This is a genomic window from Chloroflexus sp., from assembly GCF_049970315.1.
GTDB lineage: Bacteria > Chloroflexota > Chloroflexia > Chloroflexales > Chloroflexaceae > Chloroflexus.
Map to the genome: position 1 here is coordinate 18,181 of NZ_JBMFNE010000015.1, position 19,279 is coordinate 37,459.

The window sequence follows — 19,279 nt, forward strand, 5'->3', positions numbered from 1 at the left end:
TGCTACACCGATCACAATGAGCGATGATAGTTACAGGGGTGACATACGTGTCGCCCCTGTGCATCGATCAAGAATACGATACACGATAGCAAGATGGGGGGAACATGCAGCAAAACATTATTGAAAACCTGCGGCGGGTTGAGTTATTCGACGGCTTGAACGACCAGGAGTTGTTACAGATCGCTACCATCTGTAAGGTGCGACGATTAGGAGCCGGGCAGACGGTGTTCAACGAAGGTGATGAGGGTGATGAATTGTTCATTATCCACGAAGGGTGTGTCCGGATTGCGATCAATACCCGTACCGCAAACGGCACATTTGCACCTTCGACGATCAATTTGCTTTACAGCGGGCAAAGCTTTGGCGAAATGGTTCTGCTCGGCGGAGCTACTCGTTCGGCAACGGTAACGTGCGTTGATCCATGCGTGCTGTTGGTGATCCGTGAACGCGATTTCGCAGCGTTATGCGACCGTAACCCACGCATCGGCTATTTGGTCATGCGCAACATAGCCGCCGATCTAGCGTATAAGTTGCGCTCGTCCAACCTGTTGCTGCGCGGCAATATCCGTTGGCAGGAGGGAGAGCTAGGTAGGAGGTGAACGGGGTGTCCTCCGCTGACGCCCCGGATGCTGGATTCGGATAGAAAGGTACGACTTCCAATCTGGCACTATCGAGAGCCTACCGGCGACCAGAGCCGCACGAAAGCTTGCCTCAGCGCATATTGCCACAATGCACGATGTAAGCTTTGGCGCGCCGTTTCCGGTGGAAGGTACGATCCTGCGCCACGGCGATAACGCTCGGTAACATACGCGGCGGCAATGCCGTAGATTGTTGATGCATGCTCTGGTAAGATACGGGCCAAGCGTTGCGCATACTCACTCGGCGTTTCCCAGCTCTGCTGACCAAGACCGCTGAAATACGCCAACCAGCTCATCTCAGTGTACGCTGCTGCCGCCAGTCGCAAACCACGGACTTCACGAGCCAACCACCAACGAAAACCGATCATGAGACTACCAACCAAAGCCAAAGTGCCCAGGATCATCAACAGCCAGTTACGCACACCATCATCGGCAACGGTTCTGCGCTGAGCTGACTCGGGTGTCGTGGCGGCACCACTACTCACTCCACTCGCCGTTAAACCATCGTCTTCCAAATCCTCAAACCGTCCGGGATTAGGGACAGCACTATTCGTACCACCCCATTCCTCTTCGGCTTCGGTACCGAATACCGACTGCAACGGTCGCTGCGGTTCTGAGGTATAACTAGCCGCTGTCGGTTCAAACCGCTCCCAGCCAATTCCGGGAAAATAGACTTCCGGCCAACTATGAGCCACATTCTCGCGAACAACATACACTCCCTGCTCAGGGTCAAACTCACCGCTTGCGTACCCGCGCACCCACCGCGCCGGCACACCAACCGAGCGCAACATAACGACCATTGCCGAAGCAAAATAATCGCAATAGCCAGACCGCTGCTCAAACAGAAACCAATCCACCAGATCGGCATTGGTTGGCGGGGGTGGAATATCTTCACTATACGTCAACCGACGGAGATACTCTTGTATCGCAATCGCCTGATCGTAGGGATTTTCGGCATTGGCAGCAGCAATCACCCGCGCCGCTTCAGCGCGCACCCGTGCCGGTAGGTTAGCCGGTAGTTGCAAATAACGTTCGCGCACCCACTGCGGGTAATCGGTACCGGCCGTCCGTAAACTTTGTACATCGGCGAGCGACACCAGCGCCGTCACGGTGTAGGTCGTCCCGGCAACAAGTGGTACCGTCGACGTTGCTAAGGTCAGATCATCGTACAACGGAACAACGCCACCATTCTCATCACGGACAATCAGGTGTTCGAGTCGGGCCGGCACACTAAATTGGAGTGGTGAACCGCCGACCAATAATAGATCGTCATTTCGTTCTTGAGCAAGCGTAATCGTTTGGGTAATGACACGACGCAGACGTCTATCGGTCAGTGGAATCGTCTCGCCAGCAGCGAGCGGCGTGCGCGCCTGCTCAGCGGTAGCAACTTGTAAGGCAGCGCGTGCCAGTTCGCCGGTGGTATTTACCCAGCCGGTACCATCGTAACGATCAAAAGCTACTGCCCGCCAATAGTCGAGCTGCGTCGAACGAACAGTCATCACCTCATCAAAGCCGGCGAGACGCGAGCCACCGAGAGACGCAACACGCGCTGTAAACGAAACACTACCGGCGCCGGGCGGCGCATTAATCGTACTGAACGCATCTTCCCACGCAGCCCGCACCGCCCGAAATGGTGCTCGGATCATTTCCCACGTCTGATTCGCTTGATCAGGTGGAATCTGAGCCGGCAACACCGCAGTGCCCGCAATCAGTACCACACCGACGACCGTCGCCGACCACATCGCTTGCAACGGCAACAAATCTGGGTAACTGATCTGCTGCGCTTCCCAGACGGTACGGCGTTGCATCACGTGCTGATAGACGAGCAGGAGTAAAGATCCGGTGATAAATACAATTGCTTCCAGATCGGGCTTGGGCAACACGTAGGTGTAGTTCACTAAAAACACTACACCGTTGGCGATGATCATCAGCCATAGACGTTGCTGACGCACCACTGTCCACACTGTCAGATACATCAGCCACCAGCAGAGCAGGGCAAGCGCCACCACAAACAGCACAATATCTTCACCACGCCCACCGCTTGCCAACACACGTCCCCAGCTTATCAAGCGGATCGTCAACTCCACGGCACGGTCGCGCCAACTGACAAGCCGTTCATCGAGCAACGGCCCCACCTGTTGCACTATCCACACCCATCCCACCACCAATGCAACAGCATGGGCAGCCCAGTTGGAAAGGCGTTGCCACAGGGCCAACACCAGACCAACAACAAACGCCATGCCGGCGACGACCGGGAGGATCGATAGACCGTTGGCCCAGCCCGATTCGGCAAGACTACGCACAACCGCGCCGGTCATGAGCACTACCAAGCCGAGACCGGGCAGCAACCACCAGAAGTCGGTCAAGCTCAACGACGGGGAAACACGCACCTGAGATGTCATACTACTCCTATGCTGCGGCTAACCGCGGAAAGGCACACATTGCATTGTGCCAGAGCTGTGGTGCTAATTCGGCAAGCGACTGCTGGCGCAACTCGGCTAATTTCTGACCGATATAGAACAGGCGACTCGGCTCATTACGTTGACCGCGGTGCGGATGTGGACTGAGATAAGGGCTATCGGTCTCAATCAAAAGTCGATCAACCGGTGCCTGCCGCGCTACATCGTGCAATGCCGTCGACTTCGGGAAGGTCAGAGGGCCGGAAAACGACAGATAGAATCCAAGTTCGAGACAAGCCTGTGCCGCCTCCCAATCACCGGAGAACGAGTGCATCACGCCCGGACCCCGTGCCGCATCGCGCAGCACGGCAATTGTCTCACGCATAGCATCGCGAGAGTGGATCACAACCGGCAATCCCAACTCACCGGCCAGCGCCAACTGCTGCCGAAAAGCAGCTTCTTGCTCGCTAGGGGGCGACTTCATCCAGTAGAAATCAAGCCCGATCTCACCGATGGCAACCACTTTGGGATGGGAGGCCAACACTCGAATCTGTTCGATCCAATCCGGCGGCAGGTCATGCAAATGATTAGGCTGGATACCGACCACGGCAAAAATCGCCGGATGGGTGTTCGCAAGGGCAATCGCCGCGTAGCTAGAAGCAAGATCGTAGCCGATCTCGATCAGAGCGGCTACTCCGGCATCCAACGCGCGAGTGATAACCTCGCTGCGATCGTCATCGAACTGCACCGAGGCAAGGTGAAGATGAGTATCAATGAGGCGAATTTGCGTATTCATAAGCCTTCTCTTGCACATTGTAGCATACCTCCTCATCCTGAAAGTATTATAGCGGTACAAAAGCGTGCAACCAATCCGCCTATCGTCACATACTCGATAGACCAAACGCAAAAAGCGTTACCCAACCGCTACGCACCAACCCTCGCCGACATCATGTAAGGACAAACCGTCCCGATAACTCACGCGGGCAACCCATCATCAGTAGTGTCGCATGTAACCGGTTGTCAGAAACCATCTCGGCCCATTCGACCTACGATTACCCATTCCTAACATTACAAGCACACCATTTTTGTGATAAATATCACGATTTTCTGAACCGTTCTGAACGACTAACATACTTTTTAACTCTTCAGAACTCTTTAAAACCCGTAGAGAACCTTGTGACACCTGGTTGACAAAAACGCGAAATCGGGCTATAAACTATGTGTATAGTAAATGTGAGGTATGTCACAAGTCGAAGGCTAGCAACACAGCGACCTTCCGGTGACAGACATTAACTGAAAGTAGCTGCAGTAACAAACGTTCATACAGGTGAAAAACTATGGGACACCTGTCACGCACACTCTCTAACTAACCACATCGCAGCCGGTTAACCGGCAACACTGCTTGTCTTTCCAGACAACGTTGTCATCATTGCGGTAATGAAGCCACGTCCGCTTTTCGTCCACAACATCGGGTGATGTTGTGTTAGCTGGTTATTGTTTCGTATCACAAGAAAGAAGGAATAGAGCTATGAACCTGCTCGGCCTGCCTATCCTTTCGTTGTTGCTTTGGCTGCCGACAATCGGTGCCCTTATTCTCCTCGTGCTGCCCAATGGGCGACCTATGCTCTACCGCTGGACGGCTATGAGCATAGCGCTGGCAACCTTACTCGTTGCCGGAACAGTAATCGGTCTCTTTTACACAGGACCTTACGGCCCAGCAACAGGCACAGTTATCGGTCCGCCGTTGCAATTCGTTGACACGGTAGCGTGGCTACCGGCAATTGGTGCCAGCTATTTCATTGGTGTGGATGGGATCAACCTATGGCTGGTTGGTCTGACTGCCTTCCTCACCCCATTTGCAATTGCAGCCACGTGGCAGCGACAGACGCGCAGCTTACGTCTGCTACTGGCCCTCTTGCTGTTTGCCGAAACGGCGTTTCTCGGCGTATTCCTTGCCCAAGACATGCTATTGTTCTACGTCTTTTACGAACTAGCCCTGATTCCGATGATCTTCTTGATCGGGATGTGGGGGTATCATGGGCGGGTCACAGCAACGTTGAAGCTGTTTCTCTACACGTTCGGTGGTTCACTGTTGATGCTCTTTGCAATTATCGGACTGCATATTTTGCATCGCAACGCTATTGCAACGATTAACCCCGGTTTTACCGGTACTTTCGCGCTTAATCAGATTGTTGCCGATCTGCGATCAGGTCTCTTTAGCCTCGACCCCTTGATGGCGCAATTATTGTTCGGCGCATTCTTCCTCTCGTTTGCGATTAAGCTAGCACTGTGGCCGTTACACTCGTGGTTGCCTGATGCTTACAGTGTTGCGCCAACACCGGTCGCTATTATCTTGGCTGGGTTGATGGCAAAGTTTGGGGCGTATGGATTCATCCGCTTTAACTTGACCCTCTTCCCCGAAGTTGCGTCGTGGGCTGCGCCGGCGATTGCCGTGTTAGCAGTGATCGGGATTATCTACGGCGCATTGATTGCCTTCACGCAGCATGATATGCAGCGCATGATTGCATATGCTTCGATGAGCCATATGAACTTTATCGCGCTTGGCATCGTAACGATGACGACAATCGGGATCAACGGTGCTCTTCTGCAGATGGTGGCACACGGCGTCATTATGGCTGCCCTACTGCTGATTATCGCTGTGATCGAAGAGCGGCGCGATAGCCGCGAGCTTGCCTCGTTAGGCGGCTTATGGCGCGTGACACCGGTTTATGCCGGTTTGACCCTCCTCACGCTGTTAGCGATGGCAGGCTTACCCGGCCTGAGCGGATTTGTCGGCGAATTTACGATGTTGCAAGGTGTCTTTACCTCACCGCTGTTGGGATGGCCATTCGCCTTTGGCGCAGTGATCGGAATAATCTTTGCTGCCGTTTATGCGCTGAACCTGTTCCGTATGGGCTTTATGGGCGAAGTACGCAATACAGCCAATCTCAACCTGCCCGATTTACAGCGCCGCGAGTTGATGACACTAGGGGCGTTGGCTGTTGTGATCGTCGCCATTGGCCTATTCCCCAACGTGTTGCTCAGCGGCATGAATAGCTCGGTGCAAGGGCTAGTCGATGCCTTAACACCGGCAGTACAGGCAGCAGTGCAATTGAATAGTTGGCGGTAAACCCAATGCACTGTTACTAAACCGGAGCGGCAGAGTCCGCTCCGGTTTTATGCTGCGCGACACACCATCAACGCCCAGAGCACCCCTATCCCGCTCGATATTGCCGCACGCAAACCTTTTTGTTATAGTAATACTATGGCGGAACCACCAGACGGTCGGATGACAGCGGCGCTTCACGATTTTCAGCGACTGCGTTGGCGCGCAGATATCGAACATCTCCTGACCCGCTTGCGAGGTCAGTCTGATGATCTATTGCCGTTTGAAGAGGTGCGCCAACGAGTACGGGCAACAATCGCCGGTGACCGTCAGTTACGCGACATTCCGCTGGATGCCATTGTCGGTAGTGTAGGCCGGTACCACGACTTCAATCGCAGTTTTCTCCCTCGTCGTGACGATGACTGGCAGCGCTGGGCACGGGTTATGGTATCGGTCGATAATTTACACGGCTGGCCACCGATTGAGGTGTATCAGATCGGTGACGCTTATTTTGTCCTCGACGGCAATCATCGCGTGTCGGTCGCCCGTCAGTTGGGAATGGATCACATTCAAGCGTATGTGACACCACTGCGTTCACGGGCACCGATCGATCCTTCTATGACCCTGGAAGAGATTATCATTGCCGGTGAATATGCTGCCTTTCTTGAACTAACCCAGCTCGATGAGCGGCGACCTGGCTGTGATTTGCGGGTAACCATCGCCGGTCAGTACGAGAAGCTCTTACGTCACATCGAACAGTTCCGACAACAATCGAGCACTGCCGATCAGTCTGCATCGCTCCCAGAAGCGGCCTGTGCGTGGTATGACCAAATGTACCAACCGATAGTCGATCTGATCCGAGAACGCGGTCTCCTACGCGACTTTCCCAAGCGAACCGAGACCGATCTTTACGTGTGGTTATGTGATCATCGCGATGAACTGACAAAACAGTCCGGCTGGGAGATCAGCTTCGCCCAAGCAGCGGATAACCTTGTCACGACTCCTCGGGGTACCGAGCAACTTCTCGAGCGGGTCATTCCCGATAATCTTGAGCCGGCAGTTCCGGCCGGTAGTTGGCGCCGTCATCGTCGGATCGATCCGGCATCTTGGCTGTTTCATGAGATATTGGTACCGGTCAGCGGCAATGCCGACGGCTGGAAAGTGCTCGATCAGGTATTGGCGTGGGCGCAACGCGAGACGATCCGACCATTAGGCCTACATGTAGTACGCACCAAACACCAGCGCACCTCAGCAGCAGCCCAAGCAGTAGTACAGGAGTTTATCGAGCGCTGTGCCGCAGCCGGAGTGCATGGAGAATGTGCTGTGGAAGTCGGCCCGATAGATCGAGCTATTCGTGAGCGCACGCGCCTGGTCGATCTGGTTGCGATACAGGTTAATCATCCCCCCCGCCCCTCACCAATGGCCCGATTAGCATCGGGCCTACGCACCATTCTACGCTGCTCGATTCGCCCCGTCTTGACCGTACCATGCGTTGTAGATCGTGTCGAACGAATATTATTAGCCTACGACGGTAGCCGCAAAGCGGAAGAAGCGCTCTATCTTGCAGCGTACCTGGCAGTGCGTTGGCATCTGGTGTTGAATGTCGTCACCGTCCTCGACGGACAAGCTAGTGCTGAAGCAGTTCGGCTCCGTGCCTTTAGCTATCTCGAACAACGCAACATCGCTGCCGGGTATATCGTCGAACGTGGTGAACCGGCTTCGGCAATTATCTTCGCTGCTGAACAGACCCGATCTGACCTTCTCATCATGGGCGGATACAGTCATCGTGATCCGTTCAGCGATCTGGTGATCGGCTCAACCGCCGAGGCAGTATTGCGCACCCGCCGTCTCCCCACGATCATCTGCCAATAATCCAACAAAAATGGCAACATTCGGCGCATCTTTTGGCGCGCTCAAACGGTGTATATATAGAACCGGAATTGCAGCGCGAGGAATGCATGGTATCACTACGGATGCACGAACTGCCGGTCAATGATCAACCGCGCGAACGACTGGCCCGTCTAGGCGCCGGTGCGTTAAGCGATGCTGAGTTACTGGCTATCTTGTTACGAGTTGGGATCAGTGGCACCAACGTCTTGCAGCTAGCCCAACAGCTTCTCGGCGAATATGGCGGTTGGGTAGGGTTACAGGTTGCCGATTACAACGATCTCTGTCGGCGCACGGGGATCGGAGCGAGCAAAGCAGCAACCATCAAAGCAGCGCTTGAAATTGGTCGGCGTTTAGCCCGGAGTAGCGTCGAAGAACGCTATCCCATTCGCTCACCCGGTGACGTCGCCGCGTTATTGATGGTTGAAATGAGTCACCTTGACCAAGAGCACCTCCGCACTGTTCTGCTCGATACCAAGCACCGCGTGCAGCAGATCAACACGGTATATATCGGTAGTCTCAACTCGGCGACCATCCGCATCGGAGAGGTCTTCAAAGAAGCGGTACGACGCAACAGTGCTGCGATCATTGTAGTACATAATCATCCTTCCGGTGAGGCAACACCTTCACCCGAAGACATTCAAGTGACACGCCAGCTCGTAGCCGCCGGTCATCTGCTTGATATTGAGGTGCTCGACCATCTCATTATTGGGCGTGGACATTATGTGAGTTTGCGTGAGCGGGGATTAGGGTTTGAGTAGGGAATGACAGAACGGTAACGCGAAGGCGCGAAGGTGCCTAACGCAAAGACGCGAAGATAGTAACGCAGAGGCGCGAAGATGGTAACGCAGAGGCGCGAAGGTGCCTAACGCAAAGACGCGAAGGTGCTAAAGCTATGAGCGGTTATGAAGACAGCGGCGATATTCACATCATCACCACCCCTTCGCTTTGAGAGTAGAGAGATTGAAGCATACGGGTATCAGATACGAGCTTGGCAGGCAACAACCTTAACTCAGAGCCGGATGGCGACGGTGTTGGAAAATTGTATCAACACTGACTCCACTATGGATACGCTGGATCACCTCGGCAATCAACGTACTGACCGAGAGGATGGTCAAACCGGGCCAACGCCGTTCGGGAGCCACCGGCAAAGTATCAGTAACGACAAGCTCACGGATCGAGCTAGCACGCAGACGTTCAACGGCATTACCGGCAAACACCGGGTGAACGCAGCAAGCGTAAATCTCGCGGGCACCTTCCTTCTCCAACAACTGCACCACTTCGAGGATCGAACTACCGGTAGCGATCTCATCATCAACGATCACACAGCGTTTTCCGCGCACATCACCGATCAGATTCAGAATCTCCGGCACCGTCAGCGAACCATCGGCACGGTCGAAATGCTGCATACGACGTTTTTCGGCAATTGCCAACGGCGCATTGAGCGCCTCGGCGAAATTACGTGCGCGCTTGGCAAAACCCACATCTGGCGACACGACAATCAGATCGTCCCAACCCTTATCGGCAAAATACCGCACCAACAAATTCATCGCCGTGAGTTCGTCCATGGGAATAGAAAAGAACCCTTGGATTTGACCGGCGTGGAGATCAATTGTCATCACCTGATGAGCACCGGCCACCTGGATCATATCGGCGAGCAAGCGGGCGGTAATCGGCACCCGTGGTTGATCCTTCTTATCGGTACGGCCATAGGCATAATACGGAATAACCGCAGTAATCCGACCGGCCGAAGCCCGTTTGCAAGCATCAAGCATAATCAATAATTCCATAATTTTATCGCTCAGATTGGGCATCGATAATGACTGAATCACAAAAACATCTTTTTCGCGCACGCTTTCGTTAAGTTTGACAAAGATGTTTTCGTTACTAAACTTGACAATCGTCACATCACCAAGTGGCACACCGAGGCGTTCGCTGATTGCACGCGCGAGCATCGGGTTTCCACTCCCGGTAAAGATCCGCATCTCATCGAAACGGCTGCCCATTCTTCTTCCTCCTTATGGTGTGGGTACCGGTTAGGCAGGATTAGCCTCGACAGCAAACAACGCTAAAACATCTGCACGCAACAAATGCCAACCATTTGGCAAGCCGTTCGTTGCCGGCATATCATCATACGCAATATGTAACGCGACAAAGTCAGGTTGACGAATAAACACTGCTAATAACCGTGCAGGTGAGAGAGCGACTAATCGTGGTGAACGCGCCAAGCCGGTGCATTGGGCAAAACTAACCGCAGCATCAGCACTGAGAAAGGCGAGCAAACGACGCACCCGCGGTTGGGTGGATGCGGTTGTCGTTTGCGATGTCGTTCGTTTCTCTGTACGATAGACATACAACAGATTTGGAAACACTTGACCATCGGCGATCAACCGCTGCCGTAACCGATCCAAGCCGCTCGGCACACAAGCCGGATCACCACCGGCTTGCTTTACTACAGCGACCAATAGCGCTATATCGGTGTACACCGTCATTCGTCTCTCCGTGGTGATGCGCTCCTATGGTACCGGTGTTGGTCGGGGTTGCACCGTCTGCGGACGCGGCTCACCGAAATAGAGCGCCGAACCGAGAAGGCCTAACTGAACGACATAGGGCGTACCGGCTGCTTCGGGATGCAACTCAAACCGCGCCCGCTCAAAATACTGCACACGGAAAGCTCGACCATCGGGTTGTACTTCATCAAACTCTGCACTAATCGGATAGCCAAACGATTGCAGACCGCCATTCTCTTCCCAATACTGTAAGAAGAGTCCACCTACGCCAAAGCCCGTCTCTGGAAAATAACGGAGATCGGGACGTGACTCAAAGGGATCGGGACGGAGAAAGGTGCGTCCGGCAACATATTCCACACCAACTAACCCGATTTGAAACTCGTAAGGTGTACCGCTCAGTTCCGGCCAATACTCAATGCGGGCGCGTTCAAACCACTGCACCTCGCGCCCGTTGTACAGCAGCGCCGGGCTAATCGGCAACCCTAGTCGACGCAAACCACCGAGCTGTTCGTAGGCAGCGGCGAATCGCGGTGCCACATCAACGACAGTCGTTGGCACCGACGGTACGCTACCGGCAACCGGAGCAACCGTCGGCGGTTGCAAGATGAGATCCCGCGGCGTCAACCGACTTTGGGGGCGTGCGGAAAGCGACCAGCCGGTGATACCGAACACCAACAGTACCAAGATGACGATTACCAATACACCCAACAGCACCAGCATCCCGGCACGCAACCGATCGTTGAGCAGGAAACGCCGACGGATTGGGCGAGTTTCGGTCGTAACCGATGCGTTACCGGCACCGCTGCGTTCTCTACTGGACGGCGATGGATTAGACGAAGGTGAGACGGTCTCACTCATAGGATGCTCCTAAAGATGAGCAACAATCTCATCAGCAACCACGCGCAGATCATCAGCGGTCGCAGTGCCAGGACGCCACAGTTTTACCGAGCGATCACCTTCCCAGCGCGGGATAATGTGGATATGAAAGTGAAACACCACCTGACCGGCAGCCGAACCGTTATTTTGAATAATATTGAAGCCATCGGGTTTCAGCGCAGCGACAATCGCCCGTGCAACTCGTTGGGTTGTCAGCGCAGTTGCGGTAACCAATTCCGGCGGTAAATCGAGCAAACCGGGTAATTCAGGCTTGGCAATCACCAGTGTATGGCCGCGAGCCGCCGGATTAATGTCGAGAAAGGCCAGCGTCAATTCATCTTCATATAACTTAAACGCCGGAATCTCACCACGCACAATACGGGTAAAAACCGATGTCATAACACCTCCGAAATATCTAGTACTGTCCGATCATCCTGTGGTCCAGAACGACGACCTAGCCATGCCAATGCTATCATGCCAAGCAACACGCCGAACCAAAGGGTACAAAAGCGAATCACGATGGTTGCCGTCGTCGCCGCACTCGCACTTACGCCAACCAATGCGAGTAACAGACCGACACTACTAACCTCTGAGGCGCCCAAGCCACCGGGTAAGAAGGAAACCAAGCCCAACAGCGTACTGGCGGCAAAAATAAAGGTTGCCTGCAACAGCAGCAACCACGATGGTTCACTCCCCACCCCCATCAGTACAAAGAAAAAGGCAAGACACTCAAAACCCCATGAGATCACGCTGAGCAAGGTGGAGACGAGCAAAATCCGCCAATCGAGAAGTTGGGCCGTTGTGGTATAGATCGTCTCCAGACGCGGCGCAATCCACCGACCAAACGGCAGATGGGCCACCAGCCGAATTATGGCCAATGCCAATGATTGACGTTGGACAACGATCACCCCGGCCACTGTCAGCACAACGAGCACGACAAAGAGCGGGCGCGCAGGCGGGTAGAGTGTCAATCCCAACCCCATCAGCAAGAGCATAGCAATACCATCAGTAAGCCGTTCGGCCAGCACAATGGGCGCCGAACGACTGATCGGCGTACCGTTACGCTGACGCAAGAGAAATGATTTAAGCACCTCTCCCATCTTACCCGGCGTTACCGACATCACCAAGCCCGCGGTAAAGATCAGGCCGCTGGTGGTATGATCGATACTGTGATCGAGTTTGAGGTAGCGGAGGTAATAATCCCATTTGAGCCACCGCAGCCAGTAGTTGATAACGGTACCGATCAAGATCAGCGGTAAGAGCAGCCAATCGAAGGCAAGCAGATCATCACCCACAGCACGCAGGTCACTGAACAGACTGATCAAGATGATGACAGCGATCCCGATCACCAGCGAGGTAAGTATCGATTTGCGCAGTCCGGCGCGCAGCGAGGTTGTAGCACTTTTTTGTTCCATAGCGGCTCAATTATAGCACAAGGGTACTGACAGCAGTTGACCGGTGATAGTACTTTGAGGTCATGTAGGAGACACGCCAAGAGGTGTATGATGTAGAATGGAGCCACATAACATGGCCGTATGCACTTCGGGAAGCCCGTATGCGTATCCACCTGATCTGCTTATACTTGATCGCCTTACTCACCGGTGTGATTCCGCCTACCCCTGTACAAGCCGCCGATACGACCGATCTGATCGTCAAAGTTACCGATGCACGCTACACCTCGACTGTCGGGCGCATGCTTGGCGCCTACCAGATCAGAAAGCTCGGCGAACAGACCTATTTAATGCGCTTGCCGGACGGCATGCCGGCCACATTCGCCGAGAGGCGGATACGTAATGCGGAGGGAGTTATTTACGCCGTCCCTGACTATGAACGCACGGTTAGCCGGACACCGAACGACGTGTTGCTGGCCCAACAATGGTCACTCGGCACGATAGGTGTATACGATGCGTGGGAGATCACCACCGGCAGTCCGTTGCCCATCGCCGTGATCGATACCGGGGTTGATGCCGGTCATCCTGAGCTATTCGGGCGGGTGCTCGGTGGTTTCAATGCGATCACCGGAAGCACCGATGCCAGCGATGACAATGGGCATGGCACTGCTGTCGCAGGGCTAATCGCTGCCGCCGGTGACAACGGTGAAGGCATTGCCGGGCTGTGTTGGAGCTGCTTGATTATTCCGGTCAAGGCTTGTTTGAGCAACGGACGTTGCCGTGATTCGAGTGTCATTAGTGCCATCCGTTGGGCTACTGACAACGGCGCACGCATCATTAATCTGAGTCTGGGAGGAAGTTTTGACTCGCCTGCACTGCGCGATGCCGTGCGTTATGCGAGTGAGCGAGGTGTCTTGGTGGTAGCAGCGAGTGGTAACGAGCGTGCGGATGGCAATTCACCCAATTATCCGGCTGCCTACCCTGAAACGATTGCCGTTGGTGCAACCGACTATAACGATGAAGTTACCGGTTTCTCGAACACCGGCAATTTCATCGATCTCGTTGCACCGGGGATCAATATTGCGACGACCTTACCCAACAACAGGTATGCCATCGTAACCGGAACTTCCTTTGCCGGGCCATTCGTTGTGGGAGCGGCAGCGCTGGTGATGGCGATTCGTCCCGACCTATCGCATAACGATGTCCGTTGTATTCTCGCTATTTCTGCCGATGACCGTGGGACACCGGGCCGTGATGACGAGTATGGCTACGGGCGCTTGAACGTTTGGCATGCCGTTATGACGGCAAGTACCTACGGCGGCTGCCCGCTCGGCGTACCAACGACAACCGGTAACCGCGATTTCGATCCCTTTGCCCGGGTAGACCCACCGAGTGATGGACGTTCCTACTTCCCGGAAACCGGTCATACACTCGGCGGTGGCTTCCGCACGTATTGGGAACAGAATGGTGGGCTGCCGATTTTCGGTTTTCCAATCAGTGAAGAGTTTACCGAAATCGGCAGCGATGGGAAACCGGTTACGGTTCAATATTTCGAGCGTCATCGTTTTGAGTGGCGGCCAGAGAACACGCCACCGTATCACGTCCTGCTGTCACGGATGGGTGATGATCTCTTGCGTCGGCAAGGTCGGGATTGGTATACCTTTGAACGGAGCGGTCCGATTCAGGGTTGCCTCTACTTTGCCGAAACAAATCAGGCATTATGTGAGCCGTTCTTGAGCTATTGGCGGAACCATGGTCTTGAATTCGATAGGAAACCCGGCAAGAGCTATGCCGAGAGCCTCGCATTGTTCGGTTTACCACTTTCTATGCCGCGCATTGAAGAGACGCAACCCGGCAAGGTTTTGATCGTGCAGTGGTTTGAGCGCGCCCGCTTCGAGTTACATCCCGACGGAAGTGTGTTGTTGGGGTTGTTGGGGAATGAGTTGGTCGGACGATAACGGCCTAACCGGTGACCATCGTCATAGCCAGATCAGGACGTGCGCTACTCGTCGGAGGTATTCTCGATCTGGTATCTTGAACATGGATAGCTTTAAGATTTGGAGATAACTAATTGATACGTATGTCCCAACACACACCTTCAGAACACTTTTCACCTGACGAAGAGCGGATCAACGTTATCACCCATGGCGCCGGCGCGGTGCTTAGTGCAATCGCCGGTATCGTCTTAGTCGGTGCGATCTGGCAACGTGGTGATGGCTGGCAACTGGCCGGCACGATGACCTTCTGCGGTACACTCACCTTACTCTATCTTGCTTCAACGCTGTACCATGCCAGCCGCGAACCGCGTCGACGCGCGATCCTCGAAATCTTCGACCATAGTGCGATCTTTCTGCTGATTGCAGGCACCTACACACCGTTTACCCTGATCAGCTTACGCGGCACATGGGGATGGATCTTGTTTGGTCTGGTGTGGGGGTTGGCGCTAGTCGGAGTTGTCATGAAGCTCTTTCTCACCGGACGGTTCCGTATTCTCTCCACCCTCGTCTACGTCGCACTTGGGTGGATCGTTGTTGTCGCGGCTGATAAAGTGCTTAATGCATTGAACCCCGCTACTATCAGCTTATTGCTTGCCGGTGGGATTGCGTATACTGCCGGGACACCATTCTACATCCTTTCACGACGCCGCTACATGCACAACATTTGGCACGTGTTTGTCCTTCTTGGCAGCTTGTGTCACTTTGCAGCAGTTGTGTCAATTGTGTTGTAGGAATATGGATTACCTGAAGATACAGCGATTACGTCCACTGCGTTTTGCATCGTACAATGCGTGATCGGCGGCAGTGAGAAGATCGGTAGCATTGGTCATCGTTGCATCATGACAAGCACCACCGACACTTATCGTTACCGGAATGTAGGGCCAGGCTGCTTGCTGTACTGCTCGACGGATCCGTTCACCAAGTATCGGGGTGCCTTCACAACCGGTAGCCGGTAAGATAATCGCAAACTCCTCTCCGCCGTAGCGCGCCACAATATCGTGGCGCCGCACGTTTTCACGTAACAGTTGCGCCACCATACGCAAAATCTCATCGCCGATCACATGACCAAAGGTGTCGTTGATATCCTTGAAATGATCGATATCGACTATCAACAACGCCATCGGCACGTTATACCGCAGCGACCGGTCAATTTCTTCTTGTAGTCGCTGTTCAAAACCGCGCCGATTGAGAAGGCCGGTGAGCGGATCGGTCAGCGCCTGTTGCTGAACCTGTACCAACTGTGCTTCAATGCTGAGCAAATACGCGCGTAACGATAACTTCTCTTGTTCGTTGGTGAGTAATCGCTGTTCAAGCGCCAGCACATCGCGACGCAATTCGAGTTGACGCACCACTTGTCTCGCCAACACGCGCAACATCTCGATCTGCTCCGGTGTTAGCTGATGTGGCCGGACATCAACGACACATACTGTGCCTAATGCATAGCCATTCGGTGTCACTAACGGCGCGCCGGCATAGAAACGAATGTACGGATCGCCGCGAACAAAGGGATTGTGAGCAAATCGCTCATCGCACGTAGCATCTGGAACAACAAACACGTCATCGGGATAGTTGATCGTATAGGAACAGAAAGCTAACTTGCGATCAACTTCACCATCGGTAAAACCCAATCGTGCTTTCGACCATTGGCGGTCGTGGTCGATCAGGCTGACCAAGGCCATTGGCGTTTGGCAAATATACGCTGCTAAACGGACAATATCCTCATAAAACTGCTCAGGTAAGGTATCGAGAATATGGTAACTCTCAAGTTCGCGAAGCCGCTCGGTCTCATTTGCCGGGATTGGAGGACATAATCCATCTGGATGTTCCAACGGTCCATCACTCATAAGCATACTCCTTATCGAGCATATCATACAACATAACATATTTGACAAAATCCATCGCATAATATGATGGTAAGGAGTACGCCCGACCGGTACAATCACTTTTTGTGTGGTTCTATATGCTACAATCAGTGCCATACCGAGAACGAGAACAAGCTCAATTTGAAAGGAACGAGGTACAACAATGAGGTTGCTGAGACGGATTGCTGGCTGGATAGCGGTCGTTGTCGCGTTGGTGTTGGTGTTAGGGAGTGGTGGTGGGTATCTCTGGTTACGTCAATCGCTCGCGCAGACACGTGGGGAGATTCGCGTAGCTGGAATAAGCGGACCGGTCAGAATTGTTCGTGACCAGAACGGGGTAGCGCACATTACCGGTACAACCGAGACCGATGGGGTATTCGGGTTAGGTTTTGTTCATGCCCAAGAACGGCTATGGCAGATGGAGGTGCAGCGTCGGATCGGACACGCTCGACTATCAGAAATTTTTGGGGAACCAACTCTACAGACCGACAAATTTCTCCGCACGCTCGGTGTAGCTCGAGCGGCACAACGTGCATTAGCGAAGCTAGACCGCGAAACAATTGCCATACTAGAGGCATATGCTGCCGGTGTAAATGCTTTTTTGGCAACTAAGCCGGTGCTACCGCCAGAGTTTCTCGTTCTCGGTGTACAACCAGAGCCATGGAAACCTATTGATTCTTTGGTCTGGGCCAAAATGATGGCGTGGGATCTCGGTGGGACGTGGAGCGATGAGATTAGACGTTCGCTGCTCATCGCACAGGTCGGCGCCGAAGATGCCGATTTTCTTATGCCGGCTTTCACACCCGATGGACCGGTAATTTTACCGGAAGGCATGCCCACCAGCGCACCGTCGCCAATCAGTGGTCAGAGTACGCCGTTGCAACTGACTACTGCGCGTGCAATGTTCGACTTGTGGGCAACTGTCTATCAAACAACCGGCTTGGGCGACCAGCTTGCCGGCTCGAACAATTGGGTCATCGGCGGTTCACGGACGGCCAGCGGTAAACCATTGCTGGTTAATGATCCACATCTCAGCCTGCGTATACCATCCATCTGGTATCTGTCCCACATTACAGGAGGCGACATCAACGCTATCGGCGCGACGTTTCCCGGTTTGCCAGCGGTTGTGATCGGCCACAACGAGCGGATTGCGTGGGGTGTTACCAATACCGGCCCTGATGTGCAGGACTTGTTTATCGAGCGGATTGACGCCCAAAATTATGTCGAGTATAACAACACGCGCGAACCGGTCACCGTGATTAACGAGATCATCAAGATTAAAGGAGCCGATCCGATCACGTTGACCGTGCGGGTCACCCGTCACGGGCCGATCATCAGCGACGTGAGCGACGATATTAATGAAACTCTCGCCTTCCGATGGACGGCACTTGACGACGACGATGCTACCTTACGTGCCTTTTTGAACATCAATCGGGCGCGAAACTGGGACGAGTTTGTGGCAGCGCTGCGCGATTATAAAGCACCGATGCAAAACTTCGTGTACGCCGATGTTGATGGCAATATCGGTTACTACGCGGCGGGGGCAGTACCGATCCGGCGGAACGGCGATGGTCGCTTACCGGTACCAGGATGGACAGATGAGTATGAATGGGTTGGATACATCTCCTTTGAGGAGCTTCCGCATATCTTCAACCCGGCAAAAGATTATGTGGTAACGGCCAATAATCGCGTTATCGGTGACGATTATCCTTACCTGCTAGGTACATCGTGGGCTGCACCATTCAGGGCACAGCGGATCATCGAGCTGATCGAGCAGGGTGATAAGCTGACGGTCGATGATATGCGCGCAATGCTAAGCGACGTTGTTTCAATTCAAGCACGTGAACTTTTACCGATACTACGCAACGTGACTCCAACCGAACCACGCGAGACGGTGGCACTCGAACTGCTGCGCAGTTGGGATGGCGCAATGAATGGTGAGAGTGCAGCCGCCGCCGTCTACCAAAGCTACTACTACGCCGCACTGGAAGCAGTCTTCGCCGACGAACTGCGTGAGTTTTTTACCGATATTTACCGTTTTCAGAACAATTTTCCGGCATTAGCCCTACGGAGCGTATTACTTAGCGGTCACGACGAGTGGTGTGATAACGTGACAACGATTGACGTGGTAGAGGATTGCTCCACGACGTTAGCACAAGCGTTACGTAAGGGTCTCGCAACAATGGCAACGTTACAGGGCGAAAGCGATCTAACCCGCTGGCGGTGGGACCGGGTGCATCAGGCGATCTTCCCACATAACCCTTTTAGCCAAGTTGAAGCGCTGCGCGGCTTTTTCGAGCGGCGCGTACCGACCGGGGGCGATACTTTTACCGTCAACGTTGGGCCGGTACGGATCCGTGAGCCGTATTTGCAATACAATGGTCCGTCGTACCGCCAAATTATCGACTTGAGTAATCTCGCCAACTCACGATTTATACATACGACCGGTCAATCAGGAAATGTGCTGAGTAGCCGATACAGTGATTTTCTAGGATTATGGCAGCGCGGAGAAGATATTCCGATGCGCTTCGATACCGAGGTTGATGGTGAGCGTTTGGTATTGCGACCGACGCCGTGATGTGAAGACCGCAGACGGGGCCGCTCCTGTGCGGC

General features: G+C 53.9%; 15 protein-coding genes. 7 read left to right on the plus strand and 8 right to left on the minus strand.

Annotated elements, in window-relative coordinates; all coding sequences use genetic code 11:
* The first annotated feature begins 104 nt into the window (after positions 1 to 104).
* Positions 105 to 599 (plus strand): Crp/Fnr family transcriptional regulator, encoded by a 495-nt coding sequence (locus ACP5OT_RS11355; RefSeq protein WP_424675473.1) that lies wholly within the window; start codon positions 105 to 107, stop codon positions 597 to 599.
* Between the two features lie 68 nt (positions 600 to 667).
* On the opposite strand, the gene ACP5OT_RS11360 is transcribed toward ACP5OT_RS11355, so the two are convergent.
* Positions 668 to 3,040, minus strand: coding sequence for a transglutaminase TgpA family protein (locus tag ACP5OT_RS11360; protein ID WP_428132172.1), 2,373 nt, complete (start codon positions 3,038 to 3,040; stop codon positions 668 to 670).
* 7 nt (positions 3,041 to 3,047) lie between these two features.
* A complete protein-coding gene (locus ACP5OT_RS11365; protein WP_424675475.1) occupies positions 3,048 to 3,833 on the minus strand; it encodes a TatD family hydrolase in 786 nt (261 codons plus the stop codon).
* Positions 3,834 to 4,565: 732 nt separating this feature from the next.
* Between ACP5OT_RS11365 and ACP5OT_RS11370 the strand changes: the two genes are divergently transcribed.
* The 3 genes from ACP5OT_RS11370 (at position 4,566) to radC (ending at position 8,791) form a co-directional block, all read left to right on the plus strand.
* Entirely contained in the window at positions 4,566 to 6,167 is a 1,602-nt protein-coding gene (locus tag ACP5OT_RS11370) for a complex I subunit 4 family protein (protein WP_428132174.1), read from the plus strand.
* Between the two features lie 135 nt (positions 6,168 to 6,302).
* Positions 6,303 to 8,015 (plus strand): universal stress protein, encoded by a 1,713-nt coding sequence (locus ACP5OT_RS11375; protein ID WP_428132176.1) that lies wholly within the window; start codon positions 6,303 to 6,305, stop codon positions 8,013 to 8,015.
* Positions 8,016 to 8,101: 86 nt separating this feature from the next.
* Positions 8,102 to 8,791 carry a RadC family protein gene (gene radC / locus ACP5OT_RS11380; protein ID WP_424676351.1) on the plus strand — a complete coding sequence of 230 codons (690 nt, stop codon included), beginning with the start codon at positions 8,102 to 8,104 and terminating at the stop codon, positions 8,789 to 8,791.
* Between the two features lie 246 nt (positions 8,792 to 9,037).
* On the opposite strand, the gene ACP5OT_RS11385 is transcribed toward radC, so the two are convergent.
* The 5 genes from ACP5OT_RS11385 to ACP5OT_RS11405 are packed head-to-tail and all read right to left on the minus strand — an operon-like array spanning position 9,038 to position 12,831.
* Positions 9,038 to 10,036: a ribose-phosphate diphosphokinase gene (locus ACP5OT_RS11385; RefSeq protein ID WP_424676352.1), complete on the minus strand. Its 999-nt coding sequence runs from the start codon at positions 10,034 to 10,036 to the stop codon at positions 9,038 to 9,040.
* Between the two features lie 30 nt (positions 10,037 to 10,066).
* Positions 10,067 to 10,522 carry a hypothetical protein gene (locus tag ACP5OT_RS11390; protein WP_424676353.1) on the minus strand — a complete coding sequence of 152 codons (456 nt, stop codon included), beginning with the start codon at positions 10,520 to 10,522 and terminating at the stop codon, positions 10,067 to 10,069.
* Between the two features lie 24 nt (positions 10,523 to 10,546).
* Positions 10,547 to 11,398: a hypothetical protein gene (locus ACP5OT_RS11395; RefSeq protein ID WP_424676354.1), complete on the minus strand. Its 852-nt coding sequence runs from the start codon at positions 11,396 to 11,398 to the stop codon at positions 10,547 to 10,549.
* A gap of 9 nt (positions 11,399 to 11,407) precedes the next feature.
* A complete protein-coding gene (locus tag ACP5OT_RS11400; RefSeq protein WP_424676355.1) occupies positions 11,408 to 11,815 on the minus strand; it encodes an HIT family protein in 408 nt (135 codons plus the stop codon).
* A complete protein-coding gene (locus ACP5OT_RS11405) occupies positions 11,812 to 12,831 on the minus strand; it encodes a lysylphosphatidylglycerol synthase transmembrane domain-containing protein (RefSeq protein WP_428132180.1) in 1,020 nt (339 codons plus the stop codon). Before ACP5OT_RS11405 ends, ACP5OT_RS11400 begins: the two co-directional genes overlap by 4 nt.
* 140 nt (positions 12,832 to 12,971) lie before the next feature.
* Between ACP5OT_RS11405 and ACP5OT_RS11410 the strand changes: the two genes are divergently transcribed.
* On the plus strand, positions 12,972 to 14,765 hold the full coding sequence (locus ACP5OT_RS11410; protein WP_424676357.1) for a S8 family peptidase: 1,794 nt from the start codon (positions 12,972 to 12,974) through the stop codon (positions 14,763 to 14,765).
* Between the two features lie 122 nt (positions 14,766 to 14,887).
* Positions 14,888 to 15,535 carry a PAQR family membrane homeostasis protein TrhA gene (trhA, locus tag ACP5OT_RS11415; protein WP_424676358.1) on the plus strand — a complete coding sequence of 216 codons (648 nt, stop codon included), beginning with the start codon at positions 14,888 to 14,890 and terminating at the stop codon, positions 15,533 to 15,535.
* A 9-nt stretch (positions 15,536 to 15,544) separates the two neighbouring features.
* On the opposite strand, the gene ACP5OT_RS11420 is transcribed toward trhA, so the two are convergent.
* Positions 15,545 to 16,648, minus strand: coding sequence for a sensor domain-containing diguanylate cyclase (locus ACP5OT_RS11420; RefSeq protein WP_428132182.1), 1,104 nt, complete (start codon positions 16,646 to 16,648; stop codon positions 15,545 to 15,547).
* 181 nt (positions 16,649 to 16,829) lie between these two features.
* On the opposite strand from ACP5OT_RS11420, the gene ACP5OT_RS11425 reads away from it, so the two are divergent.
* The gene (locus ACP5OT_RS11425; RefSeq protein WP_428112409.1) at positions 16,830 to 19,244 is read left to right on the plus strand and encodes a penicillin acylase family protein; all 2,415 of its coding nucleotides are present in this window, start codon (positions 16,830 to 16,832) and stop codon (positions 19,242 to 19,244) included.
* Positions 19,245 to 19,279: the final 35 nt, after the last annotated feature.